The sequence below is a fragment of the Streptacidiphilus albus JL83 genome, from assembly GCF_000744705.1.
Lineage (GTDB): Bacteria > Actinomycetota > Actinomycetes > Streptomycetales > Streptomycetaceae > Streptacidiphilus > Streptacidiphilus albus.
This window is the reverse complement of record NZ_JQML01000001.1, coordinates 3,511,020-3,526,624: the sequence shown is the minus strand read 5'-3', so window position 1 is coordinate 3,526,624 and position 15,605 is coordinate 3,511,020. Positions and strand designations below refer to the sequence as shown.

At 73.7% G+C, this 15,605-nt stretch carries 16 protein-coding genes and 2 tRNA genes; 10 read left to right on the top strand and 8 right to left on the bottom strand.

Going from position 1 to position 15,605, the window contains the following annotated elements:
* The first annotated feature begins 44 nt into the window (after positions 1 to 44).
* The gene (locus tag BS75_RS15165) at positions 45 to 335 is read left to right on the top strand and encodes a hypothetical protein (RefSeq protein WP_034093086.1); all 291 of its coding nucleotides are present in this window, start codon (positions 45 to 47) and stop codon (positions 333 to 335) included.
* Between the two features lie 110 nt (positions 336 to 445).
* On the opposite strand, the gene BS75_RS15160 is transcribed toward BS75_RS15165, so the two are convergent.
* Both BS75_RS15160 and BS75_RS15155 read right to left on the bottom strand, forming a co-directional pair.
* Complete coding sequence (locus BS75_RS15160; RefSeq protein ID WP_034088612.1) at positions 446 to 1,843, bottom strand: ABC1 kinase family protein; 1,398 nt, start codon at positions 1,841 to 1,843, stop codon at positions 446 to 448.
* A 21-nt stretch (positions 1,844 to 1,864) separates the two neighbouring features.
* Entirely contained in the window at positions 1,865 to 3,007 is a 1,143-nt protein-coding gene (locus BS75_RS15155) for a TOMM precursor leader peptide-binding protein (protein ID WP_042439089.1), read from the bottom strand.
* A gap of 237 nt (positions 3,008 to 3,244) precedes the next feature.
* On the opposite strand from BS75_RS15155, the gene BS75_RS15150 reads away from it, so the two are divergent.
* Positions 3,245 to 3,868 (top strand): M48 metallopeptidase family protein, encoded by a 624-nt coding sequence (locus BS75_RS15150; RefSeq protein WP_081982333.1) that lies wholly within the window; start codon positions 3,245 to 3,247, stop codon positions 3,866 to 3,868.
* Positions 3,869 to 3,916: 48 nt separating this feature from the next.
* Here BS75_RS15150 and BS75_RS15145 read toward each other — a convergent pair whose 3' ends face one another.
* Positions 3,917 to 4,510 (bottom strand): NUDIX hydrolase, encoded by a 594-nt coding sequence (locus tag BS75_RS15145; protein ID WP_034088610.1) that lies wholly within the window; start codon positions 4,508 to 4,510, stop codon positions 3,917 to 3,919.
* Positions 4,507 to 6,051 (bottom strand): zinc-dependent metalloprotease, encoded by a 1,545-nt coding sequence (locus tag BS75_RS15140; protein WP_034088609.1) that lies wholly within the window; start codon positions 6,049 to 6,051, stop codon positions 4,507 to 4,509. Before BS75_RS15140 ends, BS75_RS15145 begins: the two co-directional genes overlap by 4 nt.
* Before the next feature lie 211 nt (positions 6,052 to 6,262).
* Between BS75_RS15140 and BS75_RS15135 the strand changes: the two genes are divergently transcribed.
* From BS75_RS15135 to BS75_RS15120, 4 genes are all read left to right on the top strand, one after another.
* Positions 6,263 to 7,438, top strand: a complete 1,176-nt coding sequence (locus BS75_RS15135; RefSeq protein WP_174515069.1) for an NAD-dependent epimerase/dehydratase family protein — start codon at positions 6,263 to 6,265, stop codon at positions 7,436 to 7,438.
* A gap of 80 nt (positions 7,439 to 7,518) precedes the next feature.
* Positions 7,519 to 7,956, top strand: coding sequence for a molybdenum cofactor biosynthesis protein MoaE (locus BS75_RS15130; RefSeq protein ID WP_152646037.1), 438 nt, complete (start codon positions 7,519 to 7,521; stop codon positions 7,954 to 7,956).
* 166 nt (positions 7,957 to 8,122) lie between these two features.
* Positions 8,123 to 8,311, top strand: a complete 189-nt coding sequence (locus BS75_RS15125; RefSeq protein WP_034088606.1) for a hypothetical protein — start codon at positions 8,123 to 8,125, stop codon at positions 8,309 to 8,311.
* 67 nt (positions 8,312 to 8,378) lie between these two features.
* Entirely contained in the window at positions 8,379 to 9,440 is a 1,062-nt protein-coding gene (locus tag BS75_RS15120; protein ID WP_034088605.1) for a YlbL family protein, read from the top strand.
* A 52-nt stretch (positions 9,441 to 9,492) separates the two neighbouring features.
* On the opposite strand, the gene BS75_RS15115 is transcribed toward BS75_RS15120, so the two are convergent.
* Positions 9,493 to 10,044, bottom strand: a complete 552-nt coding sequence (locus BS75_RS15115; protein WP_034088604.1) for a PPA1309 family protein — start codon at positions 10,042 to 10,044, stop codon at positions 9,493 to 9,495.
* 81 nt (positions 10,045 to 10,125) lie between these two features.
* Between BS75_RS15115 and BS75_RS15110 the strand changes: the two genes are divergently transcribed.
* The 3 genes from BS75_RS15110 (at position 10,126) to BS75_RS15100 (ending at position 12,841) form a co-directional block, all read left to right on the top strand.
* Positions 10,126 to 10,199, top strand: a tRNA-Met gene (locus BS75_RS15110).
* Between the two features lie 141 nt (positions 10,200 to 10,340).
* A tRNA-Met gene (locus BS75_RS15105) sits at positions 10,341 to 10,414 on the top strand.
* Between the two features lie 429 nt (positions 10,415 to 10,843).
* Positions 10,844 to 12,841, top strand: a complete 1,998-nt coding sequence (locus BS75_RS15100) for a tetratricopeptide repeat protein (protein WP_231607779.1) — start codon at positions 10,844 to 10,846, stop codon at positions 12,839 to 12,841.
* 45 nt (positions 12,842 to 12,886) lie between these two features.
* Here the strand turns inward: BS75_RS15100 and BS75_RS15095 are convergent, their stop codons facing one another.
* The 3 genes from BS75_RS15095 to hisN form a co-directional block, all read right to left on the bottom strand.
* Positions 12,887 to 13,303 (bottom strand): Fur family transcriptional regulator, encoded by a 417-nt coding sequence (locus tag BS75_RS15095; protein WP_034088603.1) that lies wholly within the window; start codon positions 13,301 to 13,303, stop codon positions 12,887 to 12,889.
* Positions 13,304 to 13,399: 96 nt separating this feature from the next.
* Positions 13,400 to 14,074 (bottom strand): DedA family protein, encoded by a 675-nt coding sequence (locus tag BS75_RS15090; RefSeq protein ID WP_042439083.1) that lies wholly within the window; start codon positions 14,072 to 14,074, stop codon positions 13,400 to 13,402.
* Positions 14,075 to 14,269: 195 nt separating this feature from the next.
* Positions 14,270 to 15,061, bottom strand: coding sequence for a histidinol-phosphatase (gene hisN, locus BS75_RS15085; RefSeq protein WP_034088602.1), 792 nt, complete (start codon positions 15,059 to 15,061; stop codon positions 14,270 to 14,272).
* Positions 15,062 to 15,137: 76 nt separating this feature from the next.
* Between hisN and BS75_RS15080 the strand changes: the two genes are divergently transcribed.
* Positions 15,138 to 15,599, top strand: a complete 462-nt coding sequence (locus tag BS75_RS15080) for a MarR family winged helix-turn-helix transcriptional regulator (protein WP_034088601.1) — start codon at positions 15,138 to 15,140, stop codon at positions 15,597 to 15,599.
* The last annotated feature ends 6 nt before the right edge of the window (positions 15,600 to 15,605 follow it).

Genomic DNA, 15,605 nt, shown 5'->3' with positions numbered 1-15,605 from the left:
TGCGCAGGTCGGTCCGAGAGGCCACCGCGCGCAGCGACCGGGCGATCCGGCCCATCCACAACCCGTCCACCGATCCGACGTCCGACAAGCAGGCAGCAATGTCCCAGACCCTCACCCAGCCGATCGACGAGGCGCGCAGCGCCGTCCACGAACTCACCCCGAACCGGAGTCTCCACATGCAACTCATGCCCGAAGCCCTGGCCCGTGTCCATCTCCAAGAACGCCTCCAGGAGGCCGAGCACGAACGGCTGGCGCGTGCGCTGTGGCTCAGGCGCCGCGCCGAGCGCGCCTCGCTCAGGGCCCGCCGGGCCCTGGCCGGCGTCGTGATGCAGTAGTCGTGATGCGGTAGTAGCAGCAGTCGTCAGCACAGACATTCATTCGGCAGGCCCGGAGCGGACATTCCGCCCGGGCCTGCGGGCTTTTCGCACCGCGCCGAGCCGAGCCCTCAGACCTCGGCCCAGTCCACGGCCGGCGCCTCGTCGTGGCCCGCCGGGCCGTCCCCGTCCCAGTCCGCGTCCGGGGCGAAGCCCGGGAGCCACTCCAGCAGTTCGGCGCGGAGCGGCGCACAGGCGTCCAGCTGGCTGAGCACCCCGATGGTGCTCAGCGTCACCCGGTGGATCAGCAGGTACGAGGGCGGCAGGTTGAGCTGGCGGCCCAGGGTGTACGCGGGGGAGCGGGGGTCGCCGATCCGCGCCGCCTGGGAGCGCATCCAGCCCCGGGTGAAGTGGAACTCGTCCACTGCGGCCGGCTCGATGATGGGCAGCAGGTAGTCCAGGACGGCATCCGGGTCGAGCGAGATCGTCGGCTTGACGAAGCCCTCCTGCCGGAGCATCTCCAGCACCCCGGCGGCGTCCCCCTCCAGGGCCATCCGCAGGGCGGCGCCCACGGGCTCCGGCAGTCCCTCCGGCAGCCGGTCCACGGTGCCGAAGTCGAGCACCCCGAGCCGCCAGCCGGAGGCGGGCCCGTCGTCCACCAGCAGCCGGAAGTTGCCCGGGTGCGGGTCGGCGTGGAGCAGTCCGGTCCGGGCCGGTCCGGCGAAGAGGAAGCGGGCCAGCAACTGCCCGGCCCGGTCGCGCTGCTCCCGGCTGCCGCCGACGATCACCTCGGAGAGCGGCACGCCCGCCATCCACTCGGTGACCAGGACCTGCTCGCCCTGGGCGACCACGCCGGGGACGGTGATGTCCGGGTCGTCGGCGAACTCCTCGGCGTGGAGCTGCTGGGACTCGGCCTCCAGGGCGTAGTCGAGCTCCTCGGTGACCCGGTTGCGCAGCTCGCTGATCAGCGGCTTCACATCCAGCCCCGGGACCATCGGGCCGATCAGCCGGGCGACCCGGCCGAGCTGGGTGAGGTCGGAGAGCAGAGCCTGCCCGGCCCCCGGGTACTGGACCTTGACGGCGACCTCCCGCCCGTCGTGCCAGACCGCGCGGTGGACCTGGCCGATGGAGGCCGCCGCCGCCGGCTTCTCGTCGAAGTCGCGGAAGAGCCCGCGCCAGTCCGGGCCGAGGCTGGCGGCGAGCACGGCGTGCACCGAGGCCGCCGGCATCGGCGGGGCGGCCTCCTGGAGCTTGGTCAGCGCGGCCCGGTAGGGGCCGGCCACCTCCTCCGGCAGGGCGGCCTCGAAGACCGACAGGGCCTGCCCGAACTTCATCGCACCGCCCTTCAACTCGCCCAGGGTCTTGAAGAGTTGGTCGGCGGTGCGCTGCTGCATCTCGGCTGCGACGACGTCGGCGGGCCGACCGCCCATCCGCTTGCCGAAGCCCAGGGTCGCTCGCCCGGCCATCCCCAGGGGGAGAGCCGCGAGCTTGGCCGTACGGGTCACGGCTTTCCGCGGAAGATCGCTCACGCTTGCCTCCCAGTCGACGAGTCAGGCACTGCCATCATTGTCCCCCCAAGCGCCCTCGGTCCCGGACGCCCAGCAGCAGCCGCAGTCCGGATGGGGGCCGAGCCGGTGCCGCCGCATCGAGCCGTCGACCATGGAGACCTCCACCCGGGCGCCCACGCTGGGCGGCGATCCGCCGTCCAGATAGATCAGGCAGTGCAGGGCGGCCAGCCCGGCGACGGTCGTCGCCAGGGCCGTGTCGCAGGCCGGGACGGAGCCGGAGCGGCCCGAGCAGTGCTGGGCCAGCAGCACCGGCCAGGCCGGGTCCCGGTCCGAGCGCAGCAGCGACAGGCAGTGGCCGCAGGCGCTCTGCCCGGGCAGGACGAAGGGGCCGACGCTGCCCGTCGTCTCCAGCACCCCGGCGTAGAGGTGCGGGGTGCCGCTGCGCATCAGTTCCTGGCTGAGCGCGGGATCGGGCAGCAGTCCGGAGGCGTCGCCCCTCGGCGCCAGCACGACCAGGTCCGGCGCGCGCAGCCGGCCGGCCAGCTGGTCCGGCGGATCCGGGGCCGCCCGGCGCAGGGCGGCCCGGGCCGCGGCCGCCCGGGGACGGCCGGTGTCCGCCGGGGAGATTCCGCAGGGCGAGCTGTCCTGGTCCAGCACCCGCCCGCCGTCCAGCACCTGGACCTGGCCGACCCCGGCCGCCGCCAGCACCCCGGCCAGGGCCGCGCCCACCCGGCCCGCGCCGTGGACCTGGACCCGGGCCCGGCGGCGGGCCAGCAGCAGCCGGGGAGCGGCGCCGGGACGCGGATGGGCCAGCGACAGCGCCGCCAGGTCCGGGGCCAGCCGGGCCCGTTCCCGCGGCGGGAGCTCCAGCAGCGGGCGCTGGGCCCCGCCGTCGTCCAGCACCTCCGAGGCGCGGAGCTCGCCCAGCAGCCGGTGCACCCGGTCCGCGTCCACCCCGAGCCCGGCCGCGGCGGCGGTCAGCGCCGGGAGCTCCCGGGTGCCGTCCAGCAGGTCGAGGAAGGCGGCGTCGGCCGGGGTGGCCGATTCCAGTACCGCGGTGTGGGCGTCGCCGATGCCGAACTGGAGGGTGGTCCGGTCCCGCCAGGCCCGGCGCAGCGCCGGCTTCAGACACGGCCGCTGCGGCTGGCCGGCGGGCTCGGACTCGGTGCGGACGTCGGTGCGCATGGTCGCTGCTCTCCCTTCGCGGCCGGATTCGGCCACCCGGGACGAGCTTGGCCGATCGGTGAACAACGTGCGAAGAGTTATCCACAGGCTGGGGGTCGTGGTCCGATGATCCGCTTGTGATTCGGTCGCCTATGCCGCGAATTCGTCGCATTCAGGACCCCGGACGTTCGCAAGCACTCGCACAAATCGGCCACGAAGGCAGGACTTCTGTCACCCCCAGCAGGTAACGTCTGGCGCGTGGCAGCCGGACCGGACTCCCGTGCTTCTGTGCCGCGTCGGCGCGTTCCGGTCGCATCCGAGAACCTCCCCGCGACACAGGCTGTCGAGGTGCGCCGTAGCGCCCGCCGCAGCCGGACCGTCTCCGCCTACCGGGAGGGCGACCGTACGGTGGTGCTGATCCCGGCCCGGATGTCCGTGGCGGAGGAGAAGCGCTGGGTCGCGCTGATGCTGGACAAGCTCGCCGCCCAGGAGAGCCGGCAGGTCCTCGGCGACGACGCGTTGACGGCGCGGGCGGCCGAGCTGTCCACCCGCTACCTGGACGCGCGGGCGGTGCCGGTGAGCGTCCGCTGGGTCACCAACCAGAACACCCGCTGGGGCTCCTGCACCCCGACCGAGGGCACCATCCGGCTCTCGCACCGGCTGCAGGGCATGCCCGAGTACGTCGTCGACTACGTGCTGCTGCACGAGCTGGCGCACCTGCTGATAGCGGACCACGGCCGGGAGTTCTGGGCGCTGCTCGACTCCTACCCGCGCACCGAGCGCGCCCGCGGCTACCTGGAGGGCGTGGTCGCGGCGGCCCGACTGCCGCACGTGCCGGGCCCCCGGGCCGAGTCCGGCCACGACCGCGAGCCGGTCCAGTAACGGCGGCGGCCGGTCCCGCCGCCGCGGCCGCCCGGAGCGGCCTCCGGGTCAGAGCAGCTTCTGGGCCCGGGCGACCAGGTCCCTGACCGAGTCGTCGGTGAGCCGGGGCAGCGCGTCGAAGCCGAACCAGCGCAGGTCCAGCGACTCCTCGCTGATCTCGGCCACCGCGTCGGCCGGAGCCGTCACCAGGTACTGGACGTCCAGGTGGGAGTTCTCCGGCTGGTCCCGGCCGGCGCAGTGGACCGCGTGCCGGTCGAGCTTGACCGGCTGCGGTCCGGCGGCCTGCGGTCCGGCGGCCTGCGGCCCGGTGGCCGGGAACAGCGCGAGGCCGACGGTGATGCCGGACTCCTCGGTGGCCTCGCGGAGCGCCGCGGCCGCCAGGGTGGCGTCCTCCGGCTCGCAGTGGCCGCCGAGCTGGAGCCAGCGGCCCACCTTGGGGTGGAGGGTGAGCAGTACCCGCCCGCGCTCGATGTCCACCACCAGCGCGCTCGCGGTGATGTGCGCCGGGCGGCAGGAGCGGTACATGCCGTCCGACCGCTCCAGCAGGTGGTCGAGGTAGTCGCGGCGCAGCAGGTCCTGCTCCGGGTCCGGCGCCGTCCAGTCCTGGAGGGAGCGGACGGCGTCCTGGTGGAGACCGCTCACGCGCCGGTACCGCCCTCGCCGGCCGAACCGCCCGTGCCGTCCTGGCCGTCCTTGCCCTTCTCGTCCGCCCGGCCGTCCTGGCCCTCCTCGGGGGCCGGACCGCCGTGCTGGGCGTCGTGGGCGGCGGCCTCCGCGGCCCGGCCCAGCATCTCGTCCAGCTTGGAGAAGTCGATGCCCTCGCTCAGCTCCGGCACGTCGGCGCCGTGGACGAAGCCGTCCGGGTCGTCCAGGTCCTTGGCGGTCGGCAGCATGTCCGGGTGCTCCCAGAGCGCGTCGCGCCCGTCCGCGCCCCTGGCGTCGGCCAGCGAGGCCCACAGCCGGGAGGCGTCCCGCAGCCGGCGCGGCCGCAGCTCCAGGCCGACCAGGGTGGCGAAGGTCTGCTCCGCCGGGCCGCCGGTCGCCCGGCGCCGGCGCAGGGTCTCCCGGAGCGCCGCGGCGTGCGGCAGGTGCGGCGCGGCCGCGGCGTGCACCACCGCGTCCACCCAGCCCTCGACCAGGGCCAGCGCGGTCTCCAGCCGGGCCAGCGCGGCCTTCTGCTCGGGGGTGTCCTCGGGTTCGAACAGGCCGCCGGTCATGGCCTCCTGCAGCGCCTCGGGATTGGTCGGGTCGATCTGGCCGACCAGGTCCTCCAGCCGGGCGGTGTCGACCTTGATCCCGCGCGCATAGGCCTCGACGGCGCCGAAGAGGTGCTGCCGCAGCCAGGGCACATGGACGAAGAGCCGCTGGTGGGCGGCCTCGCGCAGGGCCAGGTAGAGCCGGACCTCGGAGGCCGGGACGGACAGCCCCTCGCCCAGCGCCTCGATGTTCTGCGGCAGCAGCGCGGCCTTGCCGGCCGGTCCGAGCGGCAGCCCGACATCGGTGGAGCCGAGCACCTCGGCCGCCAGTGCGCCCAGGGCCTGGCCGATCTGCGAACCGAACATCGCCCCGCCCATGCTGCGCATCACGCCCAGCAGCGGGCCGGCCATGGCCTGCATCTCCTCCGGGACGACCCCGCCCATGGCCCCGGCCACGCGCTCGGCGACCGGGTCGACCAGCTCCTTCCAGACCGGCAGGGTCGCCTCGATCCACTCGGCGCGGCTCCAGGCCACGGCGCTGCTCGCGCCCACCGGCAGTGAGGTGGCCGAATCCAGCCACAGCTCGGCCAGCCGGATCGCCTCGGAGACGGCGGCCCGCTCGGACTCACCTACCGAACGGTCCTTCGAGCCGTCCTCGGCGCCCTGGACGACGGCCTGCCGGGCCAGGTTCTTGGCCAGCTCCCAGTTGACCGGACCGCCCTCGAAGGAGAGCATCTGGCCGAGTTGCTGGAAGGCGGCGCCGATGTCGCCGGGGTTCATCGCACCGAAGAGGCCCTCCAGCGGATTGCCGGAGCCGGTGCCGCCGGGCAGCCCGGGAAAGCCGAAGCCGAAGGGGTTGGCCGGACCGCCGGACGATCCGGAGCCGGAAGAGCCGGAGCCCGACTTGCCCGACCCGGATTCGCCTCGCTCCTTGCCGTCCTCGGGCTCCTCGGGCGGGAGGCCGAAGCCGAAGGGGAAATCGCTCACGAGTTGCCTCGATCTCGTCGGCCGTCGCGAGGTTGGGGTGCGGCGGGGAGGGGCGGTCCGGCCCGGGGTGCGGCGGGTGCAGCGGAACGGTCGGTTTCCGGTCGCTGCCGGTCGCCCCCGTGCCGGGTGCACCGCCATGCCTCCGCCTCGGGCAGGATGGTCGGTACGTGACACTTACGTACGCATCAAAACTAACCGTGGAGGAGAGCCGGTGAGTTCCCCACCTTCGCACGTTCGCTCTGGGCTGACCGCTGAGCAGTGCGGTCAGGACGCTCCGGAGGGCGCGCCGGAAGGTGCGGAGGCGACCGCTGCGGGCCCCAGGTACGACGGGCCACCGCTCGTCGTCGCCGTGACCGGGGCCGCCTCGGGCATCGGCGAGCGGCTGGCCGCCCGGCTGGCCGGCTCGTCCGCGGTGCGCCGGGTGCTCGCCATCGACGAGCGCCGGGGCCAGGTCACCGGCGTCCAGTGGCGGGTGCTGGACGTCCGCGACCCGGCCGTGGCCGAGCGGCTGGCCGGCGTGGACGTGGTCGTCCACCTGGCACTGGACCTCGGCATGGCGACCGATCCCAAGGCCCGCAGCGCCTTCAATGTGCGCGGCACCCAGACCGTGCTCACCGCCGCCGCGGCGGCCGGGGTGCACCGGGTGGTGCTCTGCACCTCGGCGATGGTCTACGGGGCGCTGGCCGACAACGAGGTGCCGCTGGCGGAGGACGCGCCGCTGCGGGCCACCGAGGAGGCCTCGCTCGTCGGCGACCTGCTGGAGATCGAGCGGCTGGGCCGGCGCGCCCCGCACGCCCACCCCGGCCTCTCGGTCACGGTGCTGCGCCCGGCGGTGGTGGTCGGGCCCGGTGTGGACACCGTGCTCACCCGGCACTTCGAGGCGCCCCGGCTGCTGGTGGTGGCCGGTTCGCGGCCCTGCTGGCAGTTCTGCCACGTGGACGACCTGGCTGCGGCGCTGGAGTACGCGGCCCTCGGCCTGGTCGAGGGCGAGGTCACGGTCGGCTGCGACGGCTGGCTGGAGCAGGAGGAGGTGGAGGAGATCACCGGCATCCGCCGGATGGAACTCCCCGCCGCGCTCGCCCTCGGCACCGCCGCGCGGCTGCACCGGCTCGGTCTGACCCCGGCCCCGGCCGGCGACCTCGCCTACACCATGTACCCGTGGGTGGTCTCCGGCAGCCGGCTGCACGAGGCCGGCTGGCGTCCGGCGCACACCAACGAGCAGGCCCTCGGTGAACTGCTGGAGCAGGTCTCCGGCAAGCACGCGGTGGCCGGCCGCCGGCTCGGCGGCAAGGACGCGGCGACCACCCTGGGGGCGGCCGGGGCGACGGTGGCGCTGGTCGGCACGGCGGCGCTGGTGCGCCGGGCGCGCAAGCGGAGGCGAATGTGACCGGTTCGACAGTGGAATGTTGTATCCACGATACGGAACCCCCTGCCGAATTGCTGCATGTTTCGGCCATCATGGACAGCATGAAGGACGACCTGGCCGACCCCATCCGCCTGCTGGCCCTGCGGGACACCCCGCTCTCGCTGGACGAGGTCCACACCGCCGTGGCCGACCCCGAGGCGGGCGGGACCACGGTGTTCGTCGGCGCGGTCCGCGACCACGACGCCGGCAAGGACGTGGTCCGGCTGGAGTACAGCGCGCACCCCAGTGCCGAGCAGGAGCTGCGCCGGGTGGCCGAGAAGGTCGTGGCCGACTTCCCGGTGGTGGCGCTGGCGGCCGTGCACCGGCTGGGAGCGCTCCAGGTCGGCGATGTCGCGGTGATAGTCGCCGTCTCCTGCGTGCACCGGGGCGAGGCCTTCGAGGCCGCCCGCCGACTGATCGACGACCTCAAGCACACCGTGCCGATCTGGAAGCACCAGCGCTTCGCGGACGGGACCGAGGAGTGGGTCTCCGCCTGCTGACCGCCCGACCCGACGCCCCGTCACCCGCCCGGCCGAACCCGTCCCCGGAAGCGCCGGGGTCGGGTGCGCCGCAGGCTGCGGCGGTGCGGCCGGGGCCGTGACCCGGATGCTCCCAAGGTCGTTGTCGTGATGAGCAGTTAGTCTGCTGTCAGGTACGACCGGTGCAGTGACGACGGACTGGGAGAACGGCATGGGTGCACTCGCCTGGTGGATCATCCCGCTGGTCGCCGGACTCCTCGCCTGGGTCTGGGTCCGCTGGTCGGGCCGCACCCGGACCACCGCCGACAGCGACTCCCTCGCCGGTTACCAGCGCTTCCGCGAGGCCATGGAACGGGACGGCTCGGACCCGACCTAGGCCGGGTCGGCGTCCGGATGCCCACTCCGGGGGGCGCACGCCGGAGGCTGTCCCGTACTGTCGTCCCATGCCACGCCGCTCCGCGACGATGCTCGCCTCCACGCTGTTGCTGATAGCGCTGCTCCTCGCCGCTGCGCTGATCAAGGTGCCCTACTCGGAGATGAGTCCGGGTCCCACCTACAACACCCTCGGCACCCAGAGCGGTCAGCAGGTGATCACCATCAGCGGCCGGAAGACCTATCCGACCACCGGCAACCTCAACATGACCACGGTCGAGGTCACCGACGCCGACTACCGGATGAACCTGATCGAGGCGGTGAGCGGCTGGCTGCAGAAGAACGTGGCCGTCGTCCCGAGCAACACGCTCTACCCGGACAACCAGACCCAGCAGCAGTCCCAGCAGCAGAACGCCGAGGAGTTCACCGCCTCGCAGGACAGCGCCAAGGCCGCCGCGCTGAACGAGCTGGGCATCCCGGTGACCACCGAGATCGTGGTCGGCGCGGTGGTCGAGGGCGGCCCCTCGGTCGGCAAGCTGCACGCGGGCGACGTGATCACGGCGGTGAACGGCACCAAGGTCGGCAGCGACCCCAACCAGGTCGCGGCGCTGATCACCGAGCACCCGCCGGGTTCGGACGTGGTCTTCACCGTCGTCCCGCCCGGCAAGCCGGCCGGCGACCAGCAGCAGGTCACCGTCGCCACGGTGAAGAACCCCAGCACCGGCAAGGCCATGGTGGGCATCGAGCCGGGGACCGAGCACAGCTTCCCGTTCACCATCAACATCAACCTGGGCGACGTCGGCGGCCCCAGCGCGGGGCTGATGTTCTCGCTGGGCATCATCGACAAGCTGCAGCCGGTGAACCTGACCGGCGGCAAGTTCGTGGCCGGCACCGGGACCATCGACGACAGCGGCAACGTCGGCCCGATCGGCGGCATCTCGATGAAGATCATCGCTGCCCGCAAGGCCGGGGCGCAGTACTTCTTCACCCCCGCGCAGAACTGCGCCGAGGCCTCGGCGAACACCCCGTCCGGACTCCGGCTGATCAAGGTCACCACGCTCTCCGGAGCGCTGCAGGACCTCGCCGACATCCGTTCCGGGAACGTCGCCGAACTGCCCGCCTGCACCGGGTAGCCGGCGCGGCGGACAGCGGTGGCGGGTTCCGGGTGAGGGAGCCCGCGCCGGCTCAGGCGAAGGTGGTGAGCAGCGCCTCGGCCAGGCCGGGGACCAGCGAAGGGCCGGTCAGCACCTCGCGGGCGGAGTCCTTCTCGCGCAGCCGCAGGGCGGTCTCCCGGGTGCCGTCGCGCAGGACCGCCACGGTCATCCGGACCTCCTGCCGCTCGGGGTGCCTGGCGACCCAGGCGGCGAGCTCGCGCTCGGAGACGCCGCCGGGCACCTTGGCCTCGGCGGCGGGCGGCAGGATCAGCCGCTCGACCACCAGTGCGCAGCCGGCGACCGAGTCCGGCCAGGCGATGGTGCCGAGGAAGTCGTCCAGGGCCTTGCCGGCCGGGATCTCCTCCTGCTCGATCGGGGTGAGCTGCCCGGCGGGGCCCGGCTCCAGGCCGAGCTGGCGGGCGACGCCCGGCTCGTTCTTCAGCAGCGCGTCCGTGTCGACCAGGGCGAACAGGCGGGCGGGCTGGTCCCAGCCGAGTCCGGCGGCGTACTCGTCGATCTCGAGGACGGCGCGGGTGATCGGGCGGGCGGCGGGAGGCAGTGCCTCGGCGGCGGTGTCGGACATGGCTCCATCCTCACATGTCGTCCGCGGCGGCCTCCGCACCCGTGGTGACCGGCGGCGCGTGCTAGGGTGATCACACAACGACGCGGGGTGGAGCAGCTCGGTAGCTCGCTGGGCTCATAACCCAGAGGTCGCAGGTTCAAATCCTGTCCCCGCTACTCCTTGTCGGAAGGCCCGGTGCGCATACTGCACCGGGCCTTCCGCTTGGCCGGCCGCTGGTCCCGGGCCGGCCCGCCGTTGCCCGGCGTTCATGGATTTGCGCTGGTCATGACCGGTGGGTTAACCTTTGGACACAACGACGCGGGGTGGAGCAGCTCGGTAGCTCGCTGGGCTCATAACCCAGAGGTCGCAGGTTCAAATCCTGTCCCCGCTACTCCTTGTCGGAAGGCCCGGTGCGCATACTGCACCGGGCCTTCCGCATGCTCGGGCGACACGGTCGAGGCGGAAGGGTGGCGGAGCAGTGCGGTCCGATGGTGGGGTTGTCACTTCAATCGTCCGAACCGGTCGTTGGCGTGACGAAACGTCTAACCTTGAACCACAAGGGAAAGATGGGGCACATGATGCGGATGTCGTCGACGGGACTGCGTCAGAAACCTGCCGGGGCAGCCGCGTTGCGAGGTTGATGTGTCGCGATATCGACAAAGCGCTGAAGTAACCTCTTCCACTGGGGTATACCAGGTGTACGCGGGTTGCGGGTGGTGCGACGATGAGCCCCATGGGGGACGGTGCGAGGTCGGAAAGCGGCCATGAGCTCCGGTGCGTACCAAGGATGCCCAGAGATCCGGCGGACGCAGGAGTCGACATGTCGGTGATCGCTGGAGCAGGTCAGGGAGTCGATCAGGACGACCCGCAGCGCGCGGGCCGACTGCCGCTGCAGCGTGGGCGCGAGGAGGAGGACGCCGCACTGGCGGCGACCGTCCCCGACGGCATGCTGCGCAATCTCGGCGCCTACAGCCTCGGCGCGGACGACCCCGCCGCCGACCCCTACGCCGATCCGCCCAGCACCGAGGACCCGCGCCCGGCGGCTCCGGGCCCGGAAGGCCGCCGGTCGGCCGTGCTCGGAGCCGAGGAGCCGGCGGAGGACGAGGGCCCGGTCTACGGCGACCCGGCCTTCCCGACCTTCGAGTCCGCCCTCGCCGCCCGCGAGGAGGCGGCGCTGGAGGAGCGCTGCCGCGCCGCCGCCGAGGAGGACCCGGAGGCGGGCAGCCTGCTGGGCGCGATGCTGCTGCGCCGGGGCGACCTGGACGAGGCCGAGCCGCACCTGCGCCGGGCGGCTGCGGCCGGGCTCCGGGCCGGGGCGAACAACCTGGGTGTGCTGCTGCACCAGCGCGGCCACCGGGACGAGGCGGCGTACTGGTGGCGCGAGGCCGCGGTCGCCGGGAGCGCACCGGCCGCGCACGCCCTCGGCCTGCACCTGCGCGACCGGGGCGACGAGCCCGGCTCGGAGTACTGGCTCCGCCAGGCGGCCGAGCAGGGCCACACCGGGGGCGCCTTCGCCCTGGCGGACCTGCTGGAGCACCACCGGGACGCCCCGCACGCCGAGAAGTGGTTCCGGGCCGCGGCCGAGGCCGGCCACCGGGAGGCCGCCTACCGGCTGGGCCGACTGCTGGAGAACGGCGGCGACCCGGCCGTCGCCGAGCCCTGGCACCGGCAGGCCGCCGCCCGCGGCCACGCCCGGGCCGCGCTGCGGCTCGGCATCCAGCTGGAGCGGCGCGGCGAGCGGGAGGAGGCCGCCCGCTGGTACCGGCAGTCCGCCCAGGGCGGCGAGCCCCGAGCGGCCTGCGCGCTGGGCTTCCTGCTGCGCGACAGCGGCGACGAGGTCGGCGCGGCGGACTGGTGGCGCGAGGCCGCCGACGCCGGGGACGGCAGCGCCGCCAACGCCCTGGGCGCGCTGCACGCCTCCTGGGGCGAGACCGGCATGGCCGAGCAGTGGTACCGCACCGCGCTGGAGGCGGGCGACCACAACGGCGCCTTCAACCTCGGCCTGCTCTGCGCGGCGGAGGGCCGCGGCTCCCAGGCCGAGCAGTGGTACCGGCAGGCTGCCTACGCCGGGCACCGGGACGCCAGCAACGCGCTGGCGGTGATGCTGTTCCAGCGCGGCGACACCCCGGGCGCGGAGCCCTGGTTCTCCAAGGCGGCCGAGGCCGGGAGCGTGGACGCCGCCTTCAATCTCGGCATCCTCTACGCCGGCCGGGGCGAGCAGCACGACGCCCAGGAGTGGTACGCCCGGGCCGCCGCCGGCGGCCATGCCGAGGCCGCGCTGCAGCTGGCCGTCGCCAAGGAGCGCCGCGGCGACCTCACCTCGGCCGCCGTGCGCTACCGCCAGGCGGCGGAGGCCGGCTCGACCGAGGCCGCTTTCCGGCTGGCGGTGCTGCTGGAGCGGGCGGCGGAGGACCGGTTCGAGGCGGAGGTCGAGCGCTGGTACGCCACGGCGGCCGAGGCCGGCCACAACCGCGCGCAGGTGCGGGTCGGGGTGCGGGCCGCCGAGCGCGGTGACACCGGCACGGCCGAACACTGGTACCGCCGGGCGGCGGAGGGCGGGAGCCGCAGCGCGGCGTTCAACCTCGGGCTGCTGCTGGCCCGTGAGGGCAGCGAGCCGGAGGCGATGCTCTGGTACACCCGTGCGGCCGATGCCGGGCACGGGCGGGCGGCGCTGCGGCTGGGGCTGATCGCGGCCCGGCGCGGGGACCTGGTCCAGGCCCGGGCCTGGTGCACCCGGGCGGGCGAGGACGGCCCGGCGGATGTGGCGGAGCGGGCCGCGCGCCTGCTGGAGGCGCTGCGCGCCGACCTCAGCGCCTGAGGCCGACCGGCCGGCCTTCGGGGCCCGGGGCCGGTCGGCGCTGCGTCAGGCCGAGGCGCAGTCGGGGCAGGTGCCCCGGTAGGTGACCTCGACGTTCGCGATGGCGAAGCCGAAGCGCTCGTCCGCCGGCAGCGCCGCGATCGGGTCGCCCTGGGGGTGGACGTCGCGGATGGTGCCGCAGGAGGAGCACACCAGGTGCTGGTGGGCGTGGTGGGCGTTGGGGTCGTACCGCTTGGCCCGCCCGTCGGTGCTGACCTCCAACACCTCGCCGAGGCTCACCAGTTCGCCCAGGGTGTTGTAGACGGTGGCCCGGCTGATCTCCGGCAGCAGTGCCACCGCGCGGGCATGGACCTCGTCGGCGGTGAAGTGGACGTGGTCCCCGTCGAGGACCTGGGCCACGACCCGCCGCTGCGAGGTGAGCCGCCAGCCGCGGCTTCGGAGGCGTTCCAGCAGGTCACTCATGGGGCCCAGGATAACAGCCGGTCGGAGCCAGTTCGGGATTGGTGTCCATACGGAATTAGACACGGTCCAAGTCGGGGCGGTCCAGCGGGCCTGCGGTCAGGGGCGGACCGAATGCGCGGACTCGCTGTCCGGGGCCTCCGGCTGCTCCTCGAAGCGCGCGGAGGCGCGCTTCTCGGCCCGGTGCTTGAGGTAGAGCAGTCCGCCGACGGCCACCACGCCGACGCCGACCAGGACCCAGCTGGCGGTGTTGGCGTAGGACTCGATCCGGTGCCAGCTCGCCCCGGCGAAGTAGCCGAGCAGGACGAAGCCGGTCGCCCAGACCGCGCCGCCGAGCATGTTCCACACGGCGAAGGTGCGGTAGCGCATCTCCGACACCCCGCACAGCCCCGGCACCAGCGCCCGCAGGGCCGCCGCGAAGCGTCCGGCGAAGACGGCCCGTCCGCCGAGCCGGGAGATCAGGTCCTTGCTCTGGGCGATGTGCGCCGGCTTCAGGATCCGGTGCGGGATCCGCCGCAGCAGCGCGTCGCCCCACTTCTTCCCGATGGCGTAGCCGATGCTGTCGCCGAGGATCGCGCCGACGATCGCCGCGAGCAGCACCGCCCACAGCGCGTTGGTGCCGTTGTAGGCGGTCACGCCGCCGATCACCACGGCGGTCTCGCCGGGGATGATGAAGCCCAGGAAGACCGAGGACTCCAGGGCCGGCAGCAGGAAGACCGCGAGCAGCACCAGGGTGCCGTTGAGTGTCAGCAGGTGGTCGCTGATCCAGGACACCGGGGATCCTCCACGGGGACGGCAGAGCACGGGGGACGGCAGGACAGGGGAGTGCGGGAGGGCAGGGGGGTGCGGCAGGCAGGTGCGGGGCTTCGGTAAGAAATCCCTTGAACCGTACCCGGCCAACGTCGTCGGACCGAACACGAGTTCCGCCGGAGCGGATTTCTCCGTTCCGGCGGGCGTCCGGCCGGGCGCTCAGCCCAGGCGCTGCAGCAGTTCGCCGTGGAGCAGCCCGTTCGAGGCCACCGCGTTGCCGCTGCGGACCCCGGGAATGCCGTCCAGGCCGGTGAAGCGGCCGCCCGCCTCCTCCACGATCACGCAGGTCGCGGCCATGTCCCAGATGCTCAGCTCGGGCTCGGCGCAGATGTCCACGGAGCCCTCGGCCACCATCATGTACGGCCAGAAGTCGCCGTAGGCGCGGGTGCGCCAGACGGTGCGGGAGAGGTCGAGGAAGGCGTCGAGCCGGTCGCGCTGCTCCCAGCCGGTGAGCGAGGAGTAGGCGAAGGAGGAGTCCTCCAGCCGGGAGACGTCCGAGACCTGGATCCGGTTGGCCTTGGTCAGGCTGCGGCCGGTGAACGCCCCGGTGCCCTTGGCCGCCCACCAGCGCCGTCCCAGCGCGGGGGCGGAGACCATGCCGACGACCGGCTGGTCCCCGTTCGGGCCCAGCTCCATCAGGGCGATCAGGGTGGCCCAGACCGGGACCCCGCGGATGTAGTTCTTGGTCCCGTCGATCGGGTCGATCACCCAGCGGCGGGGCCCGTGGCCGGTGCTGCCGAACTCCTCGCCCATGATCGCGTCCCGGGGCCTGGCCCGCTGCAGGTCGTTGCGGAGCAGGTCCTCGACCGCCTTGTCGGCGTCGCTGACCGGGGTGAGGTCCGGCTTGGTGTCGATCTTCAGATCGAGTGCCTTGAAGCGGTCCAGCGTCACCGAGTCGGCGTGGTCCGCGAGGACGTGGGCGAGTCGAAGATCGTCGTGGTAGTCGGCCATGCCCCGAACAGTAACGATCAGGCGGGACGGGGGCCAGCTTCGGCGGCCTCCCAGGAGCGGGCTCTAGGCTGGGAGCATGGGTGACGAAGGCGTGGACGACCGGGAACTGGTCACCTGGTGGGGCCTGGTGGTCGAGGCCTATGCGCGGACCGGGGAACTGGTCCGGGTCGGGCCGATCGACGGGCCGGCGCTGCCGGGTTCCTGGTTCGAGGTGGTGCTGCGGCTGCTGCGCACCCCGGGCGGACGGCTCACCATGACCCAGCTCGCCCGCGAGACCACGCTGACCAGCGGGGGTTTCACCAAGCTGGCGGACCGGATGGTCACGGCCGGACTGATCGAACGGCAGCCCTCGCCGGAGGACCGCCGGGTCACCTTCCTGGCGCTGACCGCCGAGGGCGAGCGGCTGGCGGAGGAGGCCCAGCGGCGCCATGTCGCGCTGCTGCGCGAGCACTTCCTGGCCCCTCTGGGGGAGGAGCGCGCCGCCCGGCTCGCGGGGCTGATGCGCGCGTTGCGGGACGCCAACACGCCGGGCGAGTGACCGGTC